Consider the following 17,657-nt stretch of genomic DNA (forward strand, 5'->3'; position numbering starts at 1 on the left):
TTTTACATAGGAGGTATGAACAAAACTCATGACGATAGCTAGATATGAAATTTTTCAAAAGGTAGTAGAGTTAGGGAATTTTACTAGAGCGGCAGAGCAATTAAACATGACACAATCAGCTGTGAGTCATGCTCTTGCTAGTTTAGAAAAAGAGTTTGGTCATCCTTTATTACACAGGAATAAGCAGGCTGAAATAAGAAGAACTGAGTTTGCAAATCGTATTTTTCCGCATATTCAAAATGTGCTAAAGAGCGAAGCGGCGATTAAACAAGAAGTGTCTATACAAAATAAGAGATTGGAAGGTACGCTCAAAATCGGGGCATTTACGAGTGCGGCGGCACAAATACTACCGTCTATGTTATTGCAGCTTAAAAAGAGTTACTCAGGTGTTAAGGTTTTATTATTTGAAGGTACATATGGAGAAGTAGCAGAATGGATTGAGAATGGTACAGTGGATATTGGATTTGTATTAGAATCAAATACAAAGAATCAAATAAAATCAATCCCAGTTAGCAAAGATGAAATTGTATTAGGGCTACCGAAAAATCATTCGTTGATGAATCAAAAAGTAGTGGATGTTCAACAAATTGATGGAATGGACTTTATTATGCCGAAGGGACCGTATCAGCCATTAGTGATAAAAAATTTATCCGACTACCAAGTATGCCCAAATATCATATTAGAAGTGTTGAATTGTGAAACGATTGTTAATATGGTTTCACAAAATATTGGGATTACGATGGGGCCAGAGTTATTTTTTAAATCACATAAGAATATTGAAATAAAAAAATTAAAGCAGAAACAATATCGGCACATTCATTTAGCATGTAAAGAAAGGTCACCTATAATAGATGCTTTTTTAACATGCAATCAATTGTCGATTTATTCCTAAGATTGTATGGAAATTAAAAAGGCTAGAAGAGGAAACGAAATGAAAGTATAACATGTCCACATATCGGCGATTTTTAAGATATATCGATGGAAACGATTCATATATCGGCGATTTTTACAATATATCGACCATTCGGCACAGTGTAATAAAAATATCAGTTTCAAAAAAGCCATCCTTTCATAAGGATGGCTTTTCCAACATAAATTAACTAAATAAAAAGCTAAGGGCTGATAAGAAAACAGAGAATCCTAAAATAACTCCTACGACCTTAGTATGACGCTTACGACTCATAACGACGATCGCAATGTACTCCCGAATCATCGCATTTGGCCAGTAATAGAAAGCAGTTTTTGAGCCGATTCCTTGGCTGTTTAATCCAGCTTGCTTTGCATATAGTCCAGCACGGAAAAGATGAAAATTGTTCGTTGTAAAGATGCTCTTATACCTATCTTTTAAAGAATCCATAATTTGTTTTGAGAAAAGCATGTTTTGATGCGTATTGACGGAACGATTTTCTTGCACTGTATGTTCGATAGGAATGCCTTTTTCAATAGCGTATTTTTGCATAGCCTCAGCTTCAGGAAGATTTTCATCTGGGCCTTGTCCACCAGAAAAAATGATTGTAGGCGGAGAAGCGACCGCTGCTTGCTTATGGTAAAAATCAATCGCCTTATTAATTCGGCTTGCTAAAAGTGGTGGCACTTTATCATTGATTAACCCACTGCCAAGAACAATAATGAAATCTTGATTACGTCTTGGTCTATTAAATTGATACAGGAAATAAGCGGTTAAGAAAGTCGATATATGGAAAAAGAAATAGACCATAATGAAAAATATTCCTGTAAAAATGGGCTGGAAGTGAGGAGAGAAAAATCGAGTTGGATCAACTATTAAGGACAGCATAATAAGCAACATACCCATTCCAGCAATTAAAGTTAAGCAGTTAGATAAACGACGTCCTTCTTTTCTCATTAAAATTCTCGCATTGAGAAATAGTCCAATCATTAAAGCAAATACGCCAAAGGTTAGCATTAAGAAAATGATTATAAATGGTATAATTGCAATAAATCTAAATATCGCATAATTCGAGCTGAAACCTAAATAGAGGAAAAGGATAAGGGATGAACAAAAGAATAAATTAAATAGAAATCCGATTAATAAACTTCGAGGATCTCTTAAATAAAAGAATAGAAAAATAACGAGTAAAATAAGCGTAATACTTCCAAAAAACATCAATTTTGTAAACACCTCATTTTTTTATATGAATAATTTTCTCATTTATTATATATTACATTTCGTAAATAACGTAGTTGAAAAATAATTCATTATAAACATTGTTGTAGAATATCTTTTTCTTTTTTACTGTAAACATGCTATTTTTTAGGCTCTTTTCATAAACTGAAAATAACATAATGAAGGTGAGTGATACGATGCCTGCTGTTATTGATGGTGTAGTTATTGAAAACTGTAATGGTTCAATTAATTTAGGTGATAAATATAATGTACATCCAATCGAACAAACGAAAGCATATAACGGTTCTGGATCGTCTAATGTAGGATTTAGTGTGAGAGCTTTTAATGGAATTAGTGCTACAGATGTGTATGATAACGATGTGAATGATCAAGGGATACAATTTACGCTATAAGCCTTAAATGAAAAAAGACGCTCCTAAGCGAGCGTCTTTTTTCATTCTAGTGATATCCTTTTGCAGAGTCTTTATGAATTTTTTCTTTGAAAATCGTGTAGCTCCATAATTGATATCCGATAACGATTGGTACCATTACCATTGCGACGAAGAACATGATTTTTAAGTTTAGTTCACTGCCTGCTGCTTGGTATAGTGTTGTACTATATGCATCGTTAATACGTGATGGTAACATTCTTGGGAACATACCTGCAAAGCCGGTTGTCATAAACATAGCAATTGTTAAGCATACAAATGTAAATGCAAAACCAATTTTATGTTTGTAAACCATAATGATTGCTAAGACACTCATTAACATTGCTAGTAGCGGAAGAATGAACAGTACAGGATATTCCGTAAAGTTTTGGAATAAGTTTGTACGGTTTGCAGTAGCTACATAGAAAATTGCAAGAATAATCGCAGCTGCCATTGAAAATGGCTTTGCAATTTTATAAGCACGATCTGATACTTCACCAGTTGTTTTAATCATAACCCAAAGTGCACCGGATACGACAAAAATTGCGGTGAAGAAGAGCCCGCCTAAAATACCGTAATGGTTTAATAAGCTGAGTAATGTTCCTTCGTAGCCGTCTTTTCCGATTTGCAGACCGTAGTAAAGGTTAGCAAATGTAACACCGAATAAGAAGGCGATAAGAAAGCTACCAATTGCAAACGCCCATTTACAAATGCTTTGCCAAATTGGTGAGTCATCTTTATGCATAAATTCAAGCCCTGCTGCACGAGCAAAAAGAGCAAGTAATACTAAAAATAGTGGTGTATATAAGTAGCTAAACATATTCGCATATGTGATCGGAAAGGCGGCGAAGGTTGCACCGCCTGCTGTAATTAACCATACTTCGTTACCACCCCAGAACGGGCCAATTGCTTCTTGCATTTGATTTCGTTCCTTCCGGTCCTTGGTAACGAACGGAAAAATCATTCCGTTACCAAGTGCATAACCATCAAGAATAAAGTAAACTGTCCAAATTACGCCCCATAAACCGAACCAAATGACTGCAAGCATATCATGAGACATGAGCTGCACCTCCCTGAGTAGGCTCTTCTAATGCTGCAGGTCCTTTTTTTGCGAACTTCAGCATTAGATATACATCGGCAATTAAAAGCAATGTGTAGAACAATACTAAACTAATTAACGAGAACCAAATTTGTGGAACGGAAATTGGTGAGACAGATTCAGCTGTGCGCATCAATTTATATACTGTCCATGGCTGACGACCTGCTTCAGCAACAATCCATCCAGCATTAATCGCAACATATGGAAGTAATACAGACCACATTGTAATTTTTAAGAAACGTTTTGAGTTTTCTAGTTTTCCTTTTCGGTTTAAATAGAAACCAAACCAAGTTAATGCCATGAAGAATACGCCAAGTGCAACCATTAAACGGAAGCTATAGTAAACAAGGTTTACGTTCGGACGATCTTCTTTCGGGATATCTTTCAAACCGACAATTTCTCCATCAAATGAGTTTGTATAGAAGAAGCTGCCGAGTTTTGGAATTGTTAATAATTCAAAGTTCTTCTCATTCTTCACATCGGGAATTTGGATGATTGAGAAGCCTTGACCTTTACCAGTTTCCCAAACTGCTTCCATTGCAGCACCTTTTGCAGGTTGCATTTTTGCAGCGAAAGCGCCGGATTGGTGACCGATGAAAGGTGTTGCAGTTGCCGCAAATAATCCTAAAACTAAACCAAATTTAAATGATTTTTTAAAGAACTCCACATCGTTTTTACATAATAAATGATAGGCACTGATTGCCATAACGAAGAAAGAACCAACAATATAACAGCCAACAACTGTATGGAAGAACATATGCCATGCATATGGATTTGTAACAAGTGCCCAGAAATCATTTAACTCAGCGCGGCCATTACGCACCACGTAGCCAACAGGGTTTTGCATAAAGCCGTTTGCTGTAATAATCCAAAGCGCGGAAATATTTGTTCCAAGTGCAACCATCCACATACAAAAAGCACGGAACTTTGGTGAGATTTTATCTTTACCGAATAACCAAATTCCCATGAAAGTAGATTCTAAGAAGAAAGCAACAAGTGCTTCGATTGCGAGTGGTGATCCGAAAATATCCCCCATATATTTTGAGTACTCAGACCAGTTTGTCCCAAATTGGAACTCCATTGTAATACCGGTTATAATCCCCATTACGAAGTTAATCGTAAATAGCTTACCCCAGAAATTCGCCATTTTTCGATAAGTGGGATTTAATGTACGTGCATATTGTGTTTCCATACACGCTACTAAAATAACAAGTCCGATTGTCAAAGGTACAAACAAAAAGTGATAAAAAATAGTAATTGCAAATTGAAAACGACTCAGTAACAGAACGTCGGACATAATAAAGATTCACTCCTTTTTAACATTATCTACATTTAGTTTATAGTGGAAACGTGAGTAAAGTATGGGAGAGTTGTTACAGAGCTGTGTGTATATTATGAAGAAATTATGTCGGTTGTCTGAAAAATTATATATTTGCAATAAAGTAATATCCTTTTGGTATTTTTTTGATTTTGGTACACTTAGTATGTAGTTTAAATGAAAGAAAAGAGGGGCTATTTACTATGAAGTCATTAGAAGAGATTTTGCAGTATAATGAAAAATTCGTTGAAGAGAAAAAATATGAAGAGTATGAGGCAGGAAAATTCCCGAATAAAAAAATGGTAATCATTTCTTGTATGGATACACGTCTCGTTGAATTATTACCAAAAGCAATGAATATGCGTAATGGTGATGTGAAAATTATTAAAGTAGCGGGTGCTGTTATTTCCCATCCATTTGGAAGTATTATGCGTAGTATTTTAGTTGCTGTATATGAGCTTGGCGCAGATGAAGTATGTGTTGTTGGTCACCATGATTGTGGTATGGCAAAAATACAGGCGAGCAGCACAATTGAAAAAATGAGAGAGCGCGGCGTGACAGAAGAGAAATTAGATACACTTCGTTATTCTGGAATCGATTTAGAGAGATTCTTACAAGGATTCTCTAGCGTAGAAGAAAGTGTAGAACATAGCGTTTCTGTACTTCGTAACCATCCATTACTTCCAGCAGAAGTGCCTGTCCACGGTCTTGTTATTCATCCTGATACAGGAAAATTAGATCTTGTTGTGAATGGCTACGAAGCTTAATTTCTTTTTTCTTTTTTGTCCGGGACGGGGTCAAATCCTCCTGGATGAAAAGGGTGACATTTTAAAATACGTTTTAGTGTGAGCCAAAAACCTTTGAAAGCACCGTGTTTTTGAAACGCCTCTAATCCATAATGGGAGCATGTTGGATAAAAGCGACATGTAGGTGGTGTCATCGGAGAAATAAATTTTTGATAAAAGCGTATGATTCCGATAAAAATCTGTTTCATAACGGTCTCCTTTCCAGCATATTCTTCTAGTATTATAGCACGGGCTATACATAATACTTTACTAATTCGAATTTCCGTTATATCATATTGGATATAACGGAATTAAAATTAAAGCGGGAGAGATGTTTTATGCCATCAGTAGAAAGCTTTGAATTAGATCATACGATTGTAAAGGCACCTTATGTAAGACATTGTGGTGTTCATAAAGTAGGTAGTGACGGTATTGTTAATAAATTCGATATTCGTTTTTGCCAACCGAATAAACAAGCGATGAAGCCAGATGTTATTCATACGTTAGAACATTTATTAGCGTTTAATTTACGTAAATATATTGATCGTTATCCGCATTTTGACATTATCGATATTTCACCAATGGGTTGCCAAACAGGATATTATCTTGTTGTAAGCGGGACACCAACTGTTCGTGAAGTCATTGATTTATTAGAACTTACATTAAAAGATGCGGTTCAAATTACAGAAATTCCAGCTGCAAACGAAACGCAGTGTGGTCAAGCGAAGCTTCATGATTTAGAAGGAGCAAAACGCTTAATGAATTTCTGGTTAAGCCAAGATAAAGATGATCTTGAGAAAGTATTTGGTTAATAGATGAAAAAGCTGCCTGTGAAAAGGCAGCTTTTTATAGTTTAAAGAACATCTTAGAGGAGTTAATAAATAAAAATTTAGAGGGTTTTCTGCGTGATTAAACCAATTATGAGGGCTTGAATCATCATATTTAACTTTTACTGTCAAGTCAAATTAAGAAAATATACTTTGTTTTCACTTTAATCGAATAAAAATAAGCCTCTTTAATCACTCCAGCATCATTAATAAAATTAGATAATGGATTAGCAGTTAAATGATCGTTTTTCTGAAAAACAGAGAGCGTGGTTTTTAGTTAGATTTTCTTTCGTGGTCTCCTATGTATATTTTTCAGTCCAGTTTAAAATATGAAGTGAAAAGGTGTAGTATTTTTTACTAAAATATATAGCGATATGACAATGTTTTTCACTAAAAATATTTTGACTTTTTTGAATTTTTTTAGTAAAAAGAAAATATGACTTTATTTTTTAGTGGAATGAACTCGAAGTTAGGAAGGAAAACAACTCGTGCGAAGATGGGGGATAGTGGGCATTATAGATTTCATAGTTTAATGGGCAGTAAACCAGATTTAGAAGCCGAGTTGTGTATGGGATAAAGGAAATTCAGTATAAAGTGAAACTTTAATCATTGGGGAGGTTCTTCATCCCCCACTGATTATTAGCCCTCACCAATCGGGCTTTTACGGGCAGTTGATTCCCGACGTAACTTCTTTGCTCTTGCTGAAATTTGAGGTGGGGGTCTTACTGCCCGTTAATGCGTGATAAATAGCATGAGGAGGATCTTAGATGATACATAACCAGTTAATGGAGAGTTTTAAGAAAATATTTCACCAAGAGGAGTATCGTACTTTCTTTGCACCTGGTCGGATTAATTTGATTGGAGAACATACTGATTATAACGGAGGAAATGTGTTTCCATGTGCCATTACTTTCGGCACTTATGCGTTAGCAAGTAAACGAGATGATACGTTAATATGTGCCTATTCTCTGAACTTCCCCGCAAAGGGTGTTATTTCATTTTCTTTACACGAATTAGATTATAAGCAAGAACATGATTGGGCGAATTATCCAAAAGGTATGATTCGTTATCTCATAGAAGCTGGATATAGCATTGATTCAGGAATTAACATTATGTTTTATGGAAATATTCCAAACGGTGCGGGATTGTCATCATCTGCCTCTATTGAGCTTGTAACAGGAGTAACGATGGAAGGATTATTCCAATTTGAATTAGATCGTATAGAATTAGTTAAAATTGGTAAAAAGGTGGAGAATTATTTTATCGGTGTAAATAGTGGCATTATGGATCAATTTGCTATTGGGATGGGAAAAGCAAGATATGGGATGTTGTTGAATTGTCAAACACTGAATTTTACGTATGCGCCATTGCAGTTGGATAACTACAATATCATTATTATGAATACGAACAAGCGTCGAGAGCTTACTGCTTCTAAGTATAATGAGAGAAGAATGGAATGTGAACAGGCACTTGCAAAATTGCAAGAGGTAATTGATATAAGCTCCTTAGGAGAACTAACTGAAAAAATGTTTGAACAATATAAGCATGTAATTAAGGAAGATAGCTTAAGAAAACGGGCTAAACATGTTGTGTATGAAAACTGTCGAACATTGCAATCTGTAAAAGAGTTAAAAGAAAATAATATAAAAGAATTTGGAAGATTGATGAATGAATCTCATTGTTCTTTACGTGATGATTATGAAGTGACAGGACGAGAACTAGATACATTGGTTGAATCAGCTTGGAAACAAGAAGGGGTTATAGGAGCACGCATGACAGGTGCAGGGTTTGGTGGTTGTGGGATTGTGATCGTTGAGAAAGAATATACGGATCAATTTATTTGTAACGTTGGACAAAAATATAGAGACACCATCGGTTACGAAGCGACATTTTATGTTGCCGAGATTGGGGATGGGGCAAGAGAATTACAGAAAGAGGCCATGCAATAAATGGCATATTACATTAGTTCCTGTGCTTGTATAGCAATTAATAGAGCAAACTTCAATGTAGTAGTTACAGTTAATGTATAACTATTTTATTTCTCTTTATAGATGTTTAGGATGGGTATGAAAATAATCCGAATGGATATAACGATTCAGCGGAGGGAAAGTATCATGAATGTTTATCAAGTCATTGAGCAACTTATAAAACGGGCATGTTCACTTCGGTTTATCGAAAGAGAAGATAGAATTTATATAAGAAATCAAATTCTTCACCTTCTTCATTTAGAGCGTTTTGAAATGCAAAAAAGTAAAGCGGAAGAAAAAGAAATAACAGATTTACTAGAAGATTTAGTTCAGTATGCGAGTGAACAAGGAATTATCGATGGTCATTCTCACAATAGAGAAATATTAGCGAATCAAATTATGAACTGCTTCATGTCAAAACCATCGACTATTAATCAATGTTTCTATCAACATTATGAGTGTCATCCAGAATATGCAACCAATTATTTTTATGAATTAAGTCGAATAAGCAACTATATTCAAACGAAGCGTGTTCAAAAAAATATTAGTTATAAAGCTAATACAGAGTATGGAGAATTGGACATTACGATCAATTTATCTAAACCGGAAAAAGATCCAAGGGAAATTGTAAACGAAAACGTAATACAAAATACGGATTATCCGAAATGTTTGCTTTGTATTGAAAATGAAGGATATGTGGGCAGAATTGGCCATCCAGCACGCTCTAACCATAGAATGATTCGAATGGAATTATTAGGAGAGCGATGGTACTTACAATATTCTCCTTATGTGTACTATAACGAACATTGCATTGTGCTAGCAGAAATGCATCGGAATATGGAAATAAATTGCCAAGCTTTCGGAAGATTACTTTCTTTTGTGAAACGGTTCCCTCATTATTTTATTGGCTCCAATGCTGATTTACCTATTGTAGGCGGGTCTATTTTATCACATGATCATTATCAAGGTGGTAAATATGAGTTTGCGATGGCAAAAGCAGCAGATGATTATGCATTTAAATTGGATAGATTTCCGGGGATTCAATGTTCGGTAGTGAAATGGCCCATGTCGGTTATTCGCCTAAAAGGTAAGGATTCTAATTTATTAGTAAATGTAGCCGATTACATTTTGGGAAAATGGAAGCAATATAGCGATTCATCTGTTCATATTTACGCACATACAGACGGTGTGCCACATAATACGATTACGCCTATTGCTCGCAAGCGAAATGAACAGTATGAGTTGGACCTCGTATTACGAAATAATCGTACAAGTGAGAAGTATCCCTTTGGTATCTTTCATCCGCATCAGGATGTACAACATATTAAGAAGGAAAACGTCGGTTTAATTGAAGTGATGGGATTAGCTGTACTTCCAGCAAGGCTGAAATTAGAACTACAAGAGGTAGAACGATATATATTGTATAAAGACAATTGTGTAGCGGAATATCACAAACGATGGGCAGAACAACTGAGAGAGCGGTATAAAAAGGAAGCGAATGAAGAGGATATTCACCATATTGTTCAAAAAGAGTTAGCGGCTAAATTTTTAAGGGCATTAGAAGATGCTGGGGTTTTCAAACGAAACGATGAAGGAATAGCTGCATTTAAACGTTTTATACAAAGTTTAGAGGAGCGGAAGATAGGGGTATGAAAGTCTTTCAAAATGTATTTGGTAAAGTAAATGGAGAAGATGTGTACGCTTATACATTAAAAAATGACAATGATATAGAAGTTACGTGTTTAAATTACGGTTGTGTGATTACAAAAATCATTACTCCTGATAGGAAAGGAAATTATGAAAATATCGTTTTAGGTTTTGAAGAATTAGAAAACTATGAGAGATATTCTCCATACTTTGGAGCAGTTGTAGGAAGAGTGGCTGGTAGAATCAAAGGTGCTCAATTTGAGTTGGATGGCAACACATATACGCTAGTAAAAAACGATCAAGACAATCACCTTCATGGTGGTTTAAAAGGATTTAGTTATATCGTTTGGGATGCTAAAATAATAGGAAATGAGAAGGAAAATGGAATTGAATTTACTTATACTAGCCCTAACGGAGAAGAAGGATATCCAGGAACTGTACATGTAAAAGTGATCTATACATTAAATAACGCGAATGAGTTTTTGATTCGTTATGAAGCGCAGTCAGATAAAACGACCATATTAAACGTAACAAATCATACGTATTTTAACTTAAGTGGTAATTTAAAACGGGATGTCTTACAGCATACTTTAAAAATGAATAGTGATCAATTTCTAGAATTAAACGAGCAATTATTACCAACGGGTGAAATATTGGATGTAATAGATACGCCCTTCGATTTCCGAGCAGGAAGGCAAATAAAAGAGGGAGTATATTCTCGCTATTATCAAAATGAATTAGTAGGAAAAGGATATGATCATCCTTTTCTTTTGAACAGCAACTACGATCAGGAAATCATATTATGGGATGAAGAAAGTGGTCGCAAATTAGTTGTGGAGACAGATGAAGTTGGGGTAGTTTTGTACACAGGAAACCAATTACCAGGTGATTTTGAAATATGTGGGGTACAATCCAAAAAGTATTTAGGGCTTTGTCTAGAAACGCAAGGATTGCCTGATGCCATTCATCATCCGAATTTCCCTTCTCATATTTTAAATAAAAATCAATTATTCTCCTCCTCAACGAAATATACGTTTCGGATTGAATAATTGAGAAGAGTAGGTGAATCTGGTATGGCAACGATTAAAGATATAGCAGAGAAGGCAGGCGTATCCATCGCTACTGTTTCTCGGGTGTTAAATAATGATCCATTGCTTTCTGTCAGTGATGGAACGAAGAAGAGGATATTTGAGGCAGCAGAGGAGTTTTCTTATAAGAAGCGTACAAAGCGTAAAAAAGAATTGCCGAAAATTACTTTGGTTCATTGGTATACAGAAGAAGAAGAGCTTAACGATTTATATTATATGTCCATTCGTTTAGGAATAGAAAAAAGATGTGAACAGCAAGGTTTGAAAATTGTAAAACTTTTTCATAGCCAAATGGAAGAGTTGATGCAAGAAAACATTCAAGGCATGATTGCAATAGGGAAATTTAGTGAACGAGAAATAGGTTTATTTGAAACGATAACAAAAAACATTGTATTTGTAGATTATTCTCCAAATGAAGATATTTTTGATGCGGTTGTGGTAGATTTTGAAAAGGTAACCATGAAGGTGATTGATCATTTAATAGAAAAGGAACATCAAAAGATTGGATACATAGGAGGACAGGAAACATTTAAAGATCAGACTTCTGAAATTGAAGATCCAAGGGAACGTGCCTTTATAAAATATATAAAGGAAAAAGAATTATTTTGTGAAAAGTATATATACACGGGTCAGTTTTCAGTAAACGATGGTTATTTATTAATGAAGCAGGCGATAGAAGAGCAGCAGGATCAGTTACCGACGGCTTTTTTTGTTGGAAATGATGCTATGGCAATCGGATGTTTGCGGGCATTACATGAATGTGAGATTCCTGTTCCAGAAAGAGTAAATATAATTGGTGTAAATGATCTCAGTATTTCTCAGTATCTTTCTCCTGCGCTCAGTACAGTGAAAGTATATACGGGACTTATGGGAGAAACAGCAGTAGATTTATTAATGGAACGATTTTTAGGACGGAATGTAGCTAAAAAGGTAATTTTGTCAACGAAATTAAACATTAGGAAAAGTAGTTTTTAGTAAATGAATAAATGAAAAAAGAAACTCCTGCTTATTGAAACAGGAGTTTCTTTTTATGGGGTATATTAATGGGTTAGTGTGTGGTGTAATATGGGTTTAAAAGGATTATATTCAAGATTATAGGGGATGATTGAGTGGACGATGCAAAAATTCAAATCAAAAAGACAAAGAGAAAAGTAGCATTGGTATTATTTATTGCGCTAGTAATGATCATTGGCTTCGGATATTGGAAGTTTTTTAGTTTGCAAGGCGTTCCGAAAGGAGAATTGATTCGAACTGTGAAATCTCCAGATGGAAAACATGCTATAAAAACTTATTTTCATAACGCCGGATCATTAAGTGCAGATGCTGTTAGAGGAGAATTAGTTAACCTTAGTTCCAATTCTGCCAAAAATGTATATTGGAACTATCCAGATACAGATCCACACATTGAATGGATAGATAAAGATAGAGTTAGAATTGGAGATCAAGCGTTAGATATTTCAAAGAAAGAAACTTATGATTGGCGTGACGATGATAAGCATATAAAAGAATATCCAAAACAGTTTGTTCAATAAATGGGATAGAACTACTTTGATCAAATAAAGCACAAGAGTAACGAAAAGGGCTATCTTTTCTACATTAAGTGGGAAGATGGCTTTTAGCTTTTCATCATAAAAGTATAGAAATTACAATGAAGAAGATAAAACCAGAAACCAAAAAAGAAGCAATCCCTAATATTTTTCTCCGCGCTTTCATTTCAGAAGTGCCCATGATAATGAACATACATGCGAGTGAGAGCTGCATGTAAGGGAGTACATCAGTTTTGGTAAAATGGTAATAGCCTAAAAGAGCAAGTGTCAGTAGTAGGAAGAAAATACGTAATCCAGTCAGCATTTCATTCTCTCCTTTGAAAATTTATATTAGCGGAGCAATTCTGATATAGCGATGAATAAAACGATAGCTCCAACTAGAAAACACATTGTTCCGCTTACTTTCTTTTGCTCACATAATTCCTCGATGCTCATAGTGAAAGACATTAAACCTAAAGCAATGAACATATACAGTATAATGCCTCTGTTATCTGTGATAAAACTATAGATAGACAAAGCGAGTGCAATGAGTGCAAATGTAATTCGAGCGATTTTTAGCATATTAATCCCTCCGTAAGAAAATAGTCGTTACATGATATACTTTACTGCGAGAACAGCCCACACGAAAATTCCTGCTACCATACAGGTCAAACCTGTGCTTGGGTCTTTCTTTTGTATTTGTTCAATCGCGATTATGAACATTAAGGCTCCTACGAAAAATTGTGAGAGTGTAAGAAATGAATCATTCTGTGTAAATAGACTGTATAAGGATACGATAATGACAATGAAAGCAGTTAAGAGGCGGAGTATACGAAGTATATTATTGATTCTCCTTTTTATTTGTTAGATAAGGATTATCCTCTGGTTTATCAACCGAATGTTTATATGAATAACCCTTATTAATTGTCAGCACAGAGAGAACCAACACGAGAATCACAATAATGACGCCGATGATTAGTATTTTTAACATCCAGTTCCCCTCCTTTTCTTAATTTTACCATTAAATGAAACTTCGTTTTACATAATTTTGTAATTGTTGAAAACAATAGAAAGTAAAAGGGTGAAAGAAGGGTGTTATATGGATAATAAGAAAACTTACTATATATCAGTAGGAAATGGTCAGATTTCGCAGGTGAAAACGGCAGATACATATAGCTTTGAAATCCAGGCGAATGATGAGGAAATTACCCAGCTTCGGGAATACTTCGATCAAGCGTATCGTGAAGATCTTGGCTCTTTTGTACGTTCGCACGTTCCGTATGTTGAGTATCATCATGATTCGAATAATGACCGGTATGATGAACAACTGCAGAAAGCCTATAAGATGATTTATGATTTAGGGAATCATGAAACGAAAGAATTAGTCGCGCAAATGGGAATAATCAATGGATTGTAGTTGGATAACATTATGCATATGAATGAGAATTGTGCTACAATTTGTGGTAGGAAAAACTTGTAACCATCTATAGGGGAGTAATGGCATGTACAAATTTAAAGATTATTACCACAACACTGTACAATTATCGTTTGAACGTTATCCATTTTCTCCTGAGCCAAAGCATGTTTGGGTTGTATGCCGGTACGGGGATCAATGGTTATTAACGCATCATTTGCGCCGCGGTCTTGAATTTCCAGGTGGCAAGGTGGAGCTGGGGGAAACACCGGAAGAAGCGGCAGTTCGAGAGGTTCATGAAGAAACCGGTGGTATTGTTTCTGATTTAACTTACTTAGGACAATACAAAGTATCTGGAAAAGACAAAATAATCATTAAAAACATTTATTTCGCAACAATTAGTGCAGTAGAAGAACATACGCACTATGAAGAGACAAAAGGGTCTGTTCTATTAAAAGAAATCCCGGATAACATTAAAACTGATAGGAAATTTAGCTTTATTATGCGTGACGATGTATTAGCGCGTACGATGAAACATATAGAAGAACTCGGCTGTTTTACGAAGTAAAGGGGCCGGGTTCTTTTTGTTATTAAAATTATATTTGTTCCTTCGGTATATATTCCGGCAGAGTGCTTGTAATGTAGTGCTACCGATATATATTCATGGAAAAACTTATATGGAGTGTTAAAAAAGATAGAAACAAACTCACGATATGTATCATAGAGTAAATTTATATAAGAGGAAGACAAAATAGCTATTTCATAAAAATAAATTAATTTTTTTCTGGCTCCCCTGTAAAATGCTTCACTCGTTCGAATCCTATAATAAAAAAATGATTTAAGGAACATTAACATAAAAAGAAGGTTTGTGCGTATGAGTATACACCGTACATATATGCAATAAAAACACACAGAGTTATAACTAATACTATTACATGCAATCAAAAACTCACTGGATTAACTGAATAATATATTGTCTTAATATTATTCAGTTAACAAAAACTTAAAAAGGAAAATTTATCTTTTTAATTGCATTTAGAATGTTGATATTATAACATTAGAGTTAAATTGAATTATGAAAATTAGTGTATAGTAACACCTAATCCTAGTGGATTTTGAGAACTTGACTTATGGCAATCTCCAAACTAAAAGGCCCTATGTAGTCATATCGCGCTACATAGGGCCTTTTAGTTTGGGGGCTGCTTTTTTTTGATTTAATATGTTTATAGAAATCAAATGTTGAGTTTTTAATTATCTTGCTAGAATTAGATCTTTATATTTTTAAATCAAGTGGATAAGGAAAGGTGAACTACACATGTTGAAGAAAACTGCAGTAGCTGTTTTAACATTAGGCTATGTGCTTAGCCCAATGCAAGCTTTGGCTGAAACAGAGAATGAACAGCTACCTTTGGAACAAAAAATTAGTACTGAGCAACAAAAACAATCTAAACAGGGCAATCAATTACTACCCGAGCAAAAGAAGCAAGAACAAGAAATTAGTACTGAGCAACAAGAACAATCTAAACAGGGCAATCAATTATTACCTGAGCAAAAGAAGCAAGAACAAGAAATTAGTACTGAGCAACAAGAACAATCTAAACAGCAAGATCAGCTATTACCTGAGCAAAAACAGCAAGAACAAAAGACAATACAGCAAGATATAACAAAGCAGCCTGGAACAGCAGGTGTAAAAAGTGAGCAACCACTAGGTACTAGTGAAATAGAAACGAATCAAACTACTGTTAAAACAGTACAGGCAGCACCTAAAACACAAGTAGGTTGGGTGAATAGAGATAATAAGTGGTATTATATTCAGCCAGATGGAAAACAGAAAACGGGTTGGCTGCAAGAAGGAACTACTTGGTACTATTTGCAACAAGATGGGGCAATGAAAACAGGCTGGTTGAAAGAAGGGACAACCTGGTATTACTTGCAAAGCAATGGAGCAATGAAAACGGGCTGGTTACAGGAAGGGACAACCTGGTATTACCTGCAAAGTAGTGGAGCAATGAAAACGGGCTGGTTGCAGGAAGGAACAACTTGGTATTATTTAGAAAGCAATGGAGCGATGAAAATAGGCTGGCTACAGCTTGGTGATAAAAAATATTATTTAGAAAGCAATGGAGCGATGAAAATAGGCTGGCTACAGCTTGGTGATAAAAAATATTATTTAGAAAGCAATGGAGCAATGAAAATAGGCTGGTTGCAGCTTGGTGATAAAAAATATTACTTCGAAAGCGATGGAGTAATGAAAACAGGTTGGCTGCAGCTTGGTGATAAAAAATATTATTTAGAAAGCAGCGGAGCAGCGAAAACAGGTTGGCAGTCAATTAATGGAGCATGGTACTACTTCAACGGAAGTGGAGCAATGCAAACAGGCTGGCAGTCAATTAATGGAGCATGGTACTACTTCAACGGAAGTGGAGCAATGCAAACAAATTGGCAGTCAATTAATGGAGTATGGTACTACTTCAACGGAAGTGGAGCAATGCAAACAAATTGGCAGTCAATTAATGGAGCATGGTACTACTTCAACGGAAGCGGAGCAATGCAAACAGATTGGCAGTCAATTAATGGAGCATGGTACTACTTCAACGGAAGCGGAGCAATGCAAACGGGCTGGTTGAAGGAAGGAACAACCTGGTATTACCTGCAAAGTAGTGGAGCAATGGAAACGGGCTGGTTGCAGGAAGGAACAACTTGGTACTATCTGCAAAGCAACGGAGCGATGAAAACAGATTGGCTACAGGAAGGAACAACTTGGTACTACCTGCAAGGCAATGGAGCAATGAAAATCGGATGGTTAGAAGAGAATGGTAAAGTATACTATTTTGATACAAATGGTGTTTGGATTGAAAATCCAATCGTATTTGGTAAAACAATTATAGTTGATCCAGGACATGGTGGATATGATTCAGGGACATTATATGAAAATATATATGAAAAAACGATTGCCCTGCAAGTAGGTTTGAAGTTAAAGAGTTTATTAGCTCAGAGTGGTTCAAATGTTGTGATGACACGAGCAACAGATATCTTTATTCCATTAGGAGATCGTGTTCGTATTTCAAATGAAAACAAAGCAGATATTTTTGTTAGTGTGCATGTAAATTCAGCTGATGCGACTGCAGCAGAAGGAATTGAAACGTTATATAATTCTGAACACCCAAAAAGTAAACAAGCACTTACTTTAGCAAATGCTGTACAGAATGCTTTAATTAAAAATACAGGTGCTAAAAATAGATTTGTAAAAGATCGACCAGAACTTCGTGTGTTAAAGGCAGATAATAGTGCACCACCTATATTAGTAGAAACAGGATTTTTATCAAATCCTAATGAAAGAGTAAAATTGACTTCTGACAAATATCAAAATGTACTGGCACAATCTGTGTTTGAAGGAGTTCTAAAATATTTTTCTAATTAGAGGTAGCGTAAC

The 17,657-nt window shown here is 35.3% G+C and carries 20 protein-coding genes; 12 read left to right on the top strand and 8 right to left on the bottom strand.

The genetic code is table 11. The features are described from left to right. Nucleotides 1–28: 28 nt before the first annotated feature. Nucleotides 29–892 carry a LysR family transcriptional regulator gene (locus C568_RS0115545; RefSeq protein ID WP_018782055.1) on the top strand — a complete coding sequence of 288 codons (864 nt, stop codon included), beginning with the start codon at nucleotides 29–31 and terminating at the stop codon, nucleotides 890–892. A gap of 204 nt (nucleotides 893–1,096) precedes the next feature. Here C568_RS0115545 and C568_RS0115550 read toward each other — a convergent pair whose 3' ends face one another. Then, on the bottom strand, nucleotides 1,097–2,125 hold the full coding sequence (locus C568_RS0115550) for a YdcF family protein (RefSeq protein WP_018782056.1): 1,029 nt from the start codon (nucleotides 2,123–2,125) through the stop codon (nucleotides 1,097–1,099). 179 nt (nucleotides 2,126–2,304) lie between these two features. Between C568_RS0115550 and C568_RS0115555 the strand changes: the two genes are divergently transcribed. Further along, nucleotides 2,305–2,538, top strand: a complete 234-nt coding sequence (locus tag C568_RS0115555; RefSeq protein WP_003201384.1) for a spore germination protein — start codon at nucleotides 2,305–2,307, stop codon at nucleotides 2,536–2,538. Nucleotides 2,539–2,584: 46 nt separating this feature from the next. Here the strand turns inward: C568_RS0115555 and cydB are convergent, their stop codons facing one another. Together cydB and cydA are read right to left on the bottom strand one after the other, a co-directional pair. Next, nucleotides 2,585–3,613 carry a cytochrome d ubiquinol oxidase subunit II gene (gene cydB / locus C568_RS0115560; RefSeq protein ID WP_018764612.1) on the bottom strand — a complete coding sequence of 343 codons (1,029 nt, stop codon included), beginning with the start codon at nucleotides 3,611–3,613 and terminating at the stop codon, nucleotides 2,585–2,587. Then, a complete protein-coding gene (gene cydA / locus C568_RS0115565) occupies nucleotides 3,603–4,949 on the bottom strand; it encodes a cytochrome ubiquinol oxidase subunit I (protein WP_018782057.1) in 1,347 nt (448 codons plus the stop codon). Before cydA ends, cydB begins: the two co-directional genes overlap by 11 nt. 224 nt (nucleotides 4,950–5,173) lie before the next feature. Here cydA and C568_RS0115570 point away from each other — a divergent pair, with 224 nt between their 5' ends. After that, complete coding sequence (locus tag C568_RS0115570; RefSeq protein WP_003201390.1) at nucleotides 5,174–5,737, top strand: beta-class carbonic anhydrase; 564 nt, start codon at nucleotides 5,174–5,176, stop codon at nucleotides 5,735–5,737. On the opposite strand, the gene yidD is transcribed toward C568_RS0115570, so the two are convergent. Further along, the gene (gene yidD, locus C568_RS0115575; protein WP_018764610.1) at nucleotides 5,734–5,964 is read right to left on the bottom strand and encodes a membrane protein insertion efficiency factor YidD; all 231 of its coding nucleotides are present in this window, start codon (nucleotides 5,962–5,964) and stop codon (nucleotides 5,734–5,736) included. The two genes, C568_RS0115570 and yidD, sit on opposite strands and share 4 nt — an antisense overlap. Before the next feature lie 129 nt (nucleotides 5,965–6,093). Here yidD and luxS point away from each other — a divergent pair, with 129 nt between their 5' ends. From luxS to C568_RS0115605, 6 genes are all read left to right on the top strand, one after another. Then, the gene (luxS, locus tag C568_RS0115580; RefSeq protein ID WP_003201393.1) at nucleotides 6,094–6,567 is read left to right on the top strand and encodes an S-ribosylhomocysteine lyase LuxS; all 474 of its coding nucleotides are present in this window, start codon (nucleotides 6,094–6,096) and stop codon (nucleotides 6,565–6,567) included. Between the two features lie 782 nt (nucleotides 6,568–7,349). Further along, on the top strand, nucleotides 7,350–8,531 hold the full coding sequence (locus C568_RS0115585; protein ID WP_018782058.1) for a galactokinase: 1,182 nt from the start codon (nucleotides 7,350–7,352) through the stop codon (nucleotides 8,529–8,531). Between the two features lie 165 nt (nucleotides 8,532–8,696). Further along, nucleotides 8,697–10,202, top strand: coding sequence for a UDP-glucose--hexose-1-phosphate uridylyltransferase (gene galT / locus C568_RS0115590; RefSeq protein ID WP_018782059.1), 1,506 nt, complete (start codon nucleotides 8,697–8,699; stop codon nucleotides 10,200–10,202). Continuing rightward, on the top strand, nucleotides 10,199–11,245 hold the full coding sequence (locus C568_RS0115595; RefSeq protein WP_018782060.1) for an aldose epimerase family protein: 1,047 nt from the start codon (nucleotides 10,199–10,201) through the stop codon (nucleotides 11,243–11,245). The genes galT and C568_RS0115595 overlap by 4 nt, the downstream gene beginning before the upstream one ends. Before the next feature lie 24 nt (nucleotides 11,246–11,269). After that, entirely contained in the window at nucleotides 11,270–12,259 is a 990-nt protein-coding gene (locus C568_RS0115600; protein ID WP_018782061.1) for a LacI family DNA-binding transcriptional regulator, read from the top strand. 134 nt (nucleotides 12,260–12,393) lie between these two features. After that, nucleotides 12,394–12,816, top strand: a complete 423-nt coding sequence (locus tag C568_RS0115605) for a DUF5412 domain-containing protein (RefSeq protein ID WP_003208871.1) — start codon at nucleotides 12,394–12,396, stop codon at nucleotides 12,814–12,816. 94 nt (nucleotides 12,817–12,910) lie between these two features. Here the strand turns inward: C568_RS0115605 and C568_RS0115610 are convergent, their stop codons facing one another. The 4 genes from C568_RS0115610 to ytzI are packed head-to-tail and all read right to left on the bottom strand — an operon-like array spanning nucleotide 12,911 to nucleotide 13,801. Beyond that, on the bottom strand, nucleotides 12,911–13,135 hold the full coding sequence (locus C568_RS0115610) for a DUF3953 domain-containing protein (protein ID WP_018782062.1): 225 nt from the start codon (nucleotides 13,133–13,135) through the stop codon (nucleotides 12,911–12,913). 26 nt (nucleotides 13,136–13,161) lie between these two features. After that, nucleotides 13,162–13,392, bottom strand: a complete 231-nt coding sequence (locus tag C568_RS0115615; RefSeq protein WP_018782063.1) for a DUF3953 domain-containing protein — start codon at nucleotides 13,390–13,392, stop codon at nucleotides 13,162–13,164. Nucleotides 13,393–13,419: 27 nt separating this feature from the next. Next, nucleotides 13,420–13,650: a DUF3953 domain-containing protein gene (locus tag C568_RS0115620; protein ID WP_029427341.1), complete on the bottom strand. Its 231-nt coding sequence runs from the start codon at nucleotides 13,648–13,650 to the stop codon at nucleotides 13,420–13,422. 1 nt (nucleotide 13,651) lies between these two features. Further along, complete coding sequence (gene ytzI, locus C568_RS0115625) at nucleotides 13,652–13,801, bottom strand: YtzI protein (protein ID WP_018782064.1); 150 nt, start codon at nucleotides 13,799–13,801, stop codon at nucleotides 13,652–13,654. 108 nt (nucleotides 13,802–13,909) lie between these two features. Here ytzI and C568_RS0115630 point away from each other — a divergent pair, with 108 nt between their 5' ends. The 3 genes from C568_RS0115630 (at nucleotide 13,910) to C568_RS0115640 (ending at nucleotide 17,645) form a co-directional block, all read left to right on the top strand. Continuing rightward, a complete protein-coding gene (locus C568_RS0115630; protein WP_018764600.1) occupies nucleotides 13,910–14,227 on the top strand; it encodes a hypothetical protein in 318 nt (105 codons plus the stop codon). Nucleotides 14,228–14,312: 85 nt separating this feature from the next. Then, nucleotides 14,313–14,792 carry an antimutator 8-oxo-(dGTP/GTP)ase gene (gene mutTA, locus C568_RS0115635; protein WP_003202680.1) on the top strand — a complete coding sequence of 160 codons (480 nt, stop codon included), beginning with the start codon at nucleotides 14,313–14,315 and terminating at the stop codon, nucleotides 14,790–14,792. A gap of 747 nt (nucleotides 14,793–15,539) precedes the next feature. Then, a complete protein-coding gene (locus C568_RS0115640; RefSeq protein WP_018782065.1) occupies nucleotides 15,540–17,645 on the top strand; it encodes an N-acetylmuramoyl-L-alanine amidase in 2,106 nt (701 codons plus the stop codon). The last annotated feature ends 12 nt before the right edge of the window (nucleotides 17,646–17,657 follow it).

The organism is Bacillus sp. 95MFCvi2.1 (assembly GCF_000374965.1).
Lineage (GTDB): Bacteria > Bacillota > Bacilli > Bacillales > Bacillaceae_G > Bacillus_A > Bacillus_A pseudomycoides.

Bases quoted from the DNA above. Each gene is read 5' to 3' on its own strand.
- C568_RS0115545 (WP_018782055.1), top strand. From the start codon at position 29: ATGACGATAGCTAGATATGAAATTTTTCAAAAGGTAGTAGAGTTAGGG.
- C568_RS0115550 (WP_018782056.1), bottom strand. From the start codon at position 2,125: ATGTTTTTTGGAAGTATTACGCTTATTTTACTCGTTATTTTTCTATTC.
- C568_RS0115555 (WP_003201384.1), top strand. From the start codon at position 2,305: ATGAAGGTGAGTGATACGATGCCTGCTGTTATTGATGGTGTAGTTATT.
- cydB (WP_018764612.1), bottom strand. From the start codon at position 3,613: ATGTCTCATGATATGCTTGCAGTCATTTGGTTCGGTTTATGGGGCGTA.
- cydA (WP_018782057.1), bottom strand. From the start codon at position 4,949: ATGTCCGACGTTCTGTTACTGAGTCGTTTTCAATTTGCAATTACTATT.
- C568_RS0115570 (WP_003201390.1), top strand. From the start codon at position 5,174: ATGAAGTCATTAGAAGAGATTTTGCAGTATAATGAAAAATTCGTTGAA.
- yidD (WP_018764610.1), bottom strand. From the start codon at position 5,964: ATGAAACAGATTTTTATCGGAATCATACGCTTTTATCAAAAATTTATT.
- luxS (WP_003201393.1), top strand. From the start codon at position 6,094: ATGCCATCAGTAGAAAGCTTTGAATTAGATCATACGATTGTAAAGGCA.
- C568_RS0115585 (WP_018782058.1), top strand. From the start codon at position 7,350: ATGATACATAACCAGTTAATGGAGAGTTTTAAGAAAATATTTCACCAA.
- galT (WP_018782059.1), top strand. From the start codon at position 8,697: ATGAATGTTTATCAAGTCATTGAGCAACTTATAAAACGGGCATGTTCA.
- C568_RS0115595 (WP_018782060.1), top strand. From the start codon at position 10,199: ATGAAAGTCTTTCAAAATGTATTTGGTAAAGTAAATGGAGAAGATGTG.
- C568_RS0115600 (WP_018782061.1), top strand. From the start codon at position 11,270: ATGGCAACGATTAAAGATATAGCAGAGAAGGCAGGCGTATCCATCGCT.
- C568_RS0115610 (WP_018782062.1), bottom strand. From the start codon at position 13,135: ATGCTGACTGGATTACGTATTTTCTTCCTACTACTGACACTTGCTCTT.
- C568_RS0115615 (WP_018782063.1), bottom strand. From the start codon at position 13,392: ATGCTAAAAATCGCTCGAATTACATTTGCACTCATTGCACTCGCTTTG.
- ytzI (WP_018782064.1), bottom strand. From the start codon at position 13,801: ATGTTAAAAATACTAATCATCGGCGTCATTATTGTGATTCTCGTGTTG.
- C568_RS0115630 (WP_018764600.1), top strand. From the start codon at position 13,910: ATGGATAATAAGAAAACTTACTATATATCAGTAGGAAATGGTCAGATT.
- mutTA (WP_003202680.1), top strand. From the start codon at position 14,313: ATGTACAAATTTAAAGATTATTACCACAACACTGTACAATTATCGTTT.
- C568_RS0115640 (WP_018782065.1), top strand. From the start codon at position 15,540: ATGTTGAAGAAAACTGCAGTAGCTGTTTTAACATTAGGCTATGTGCTT.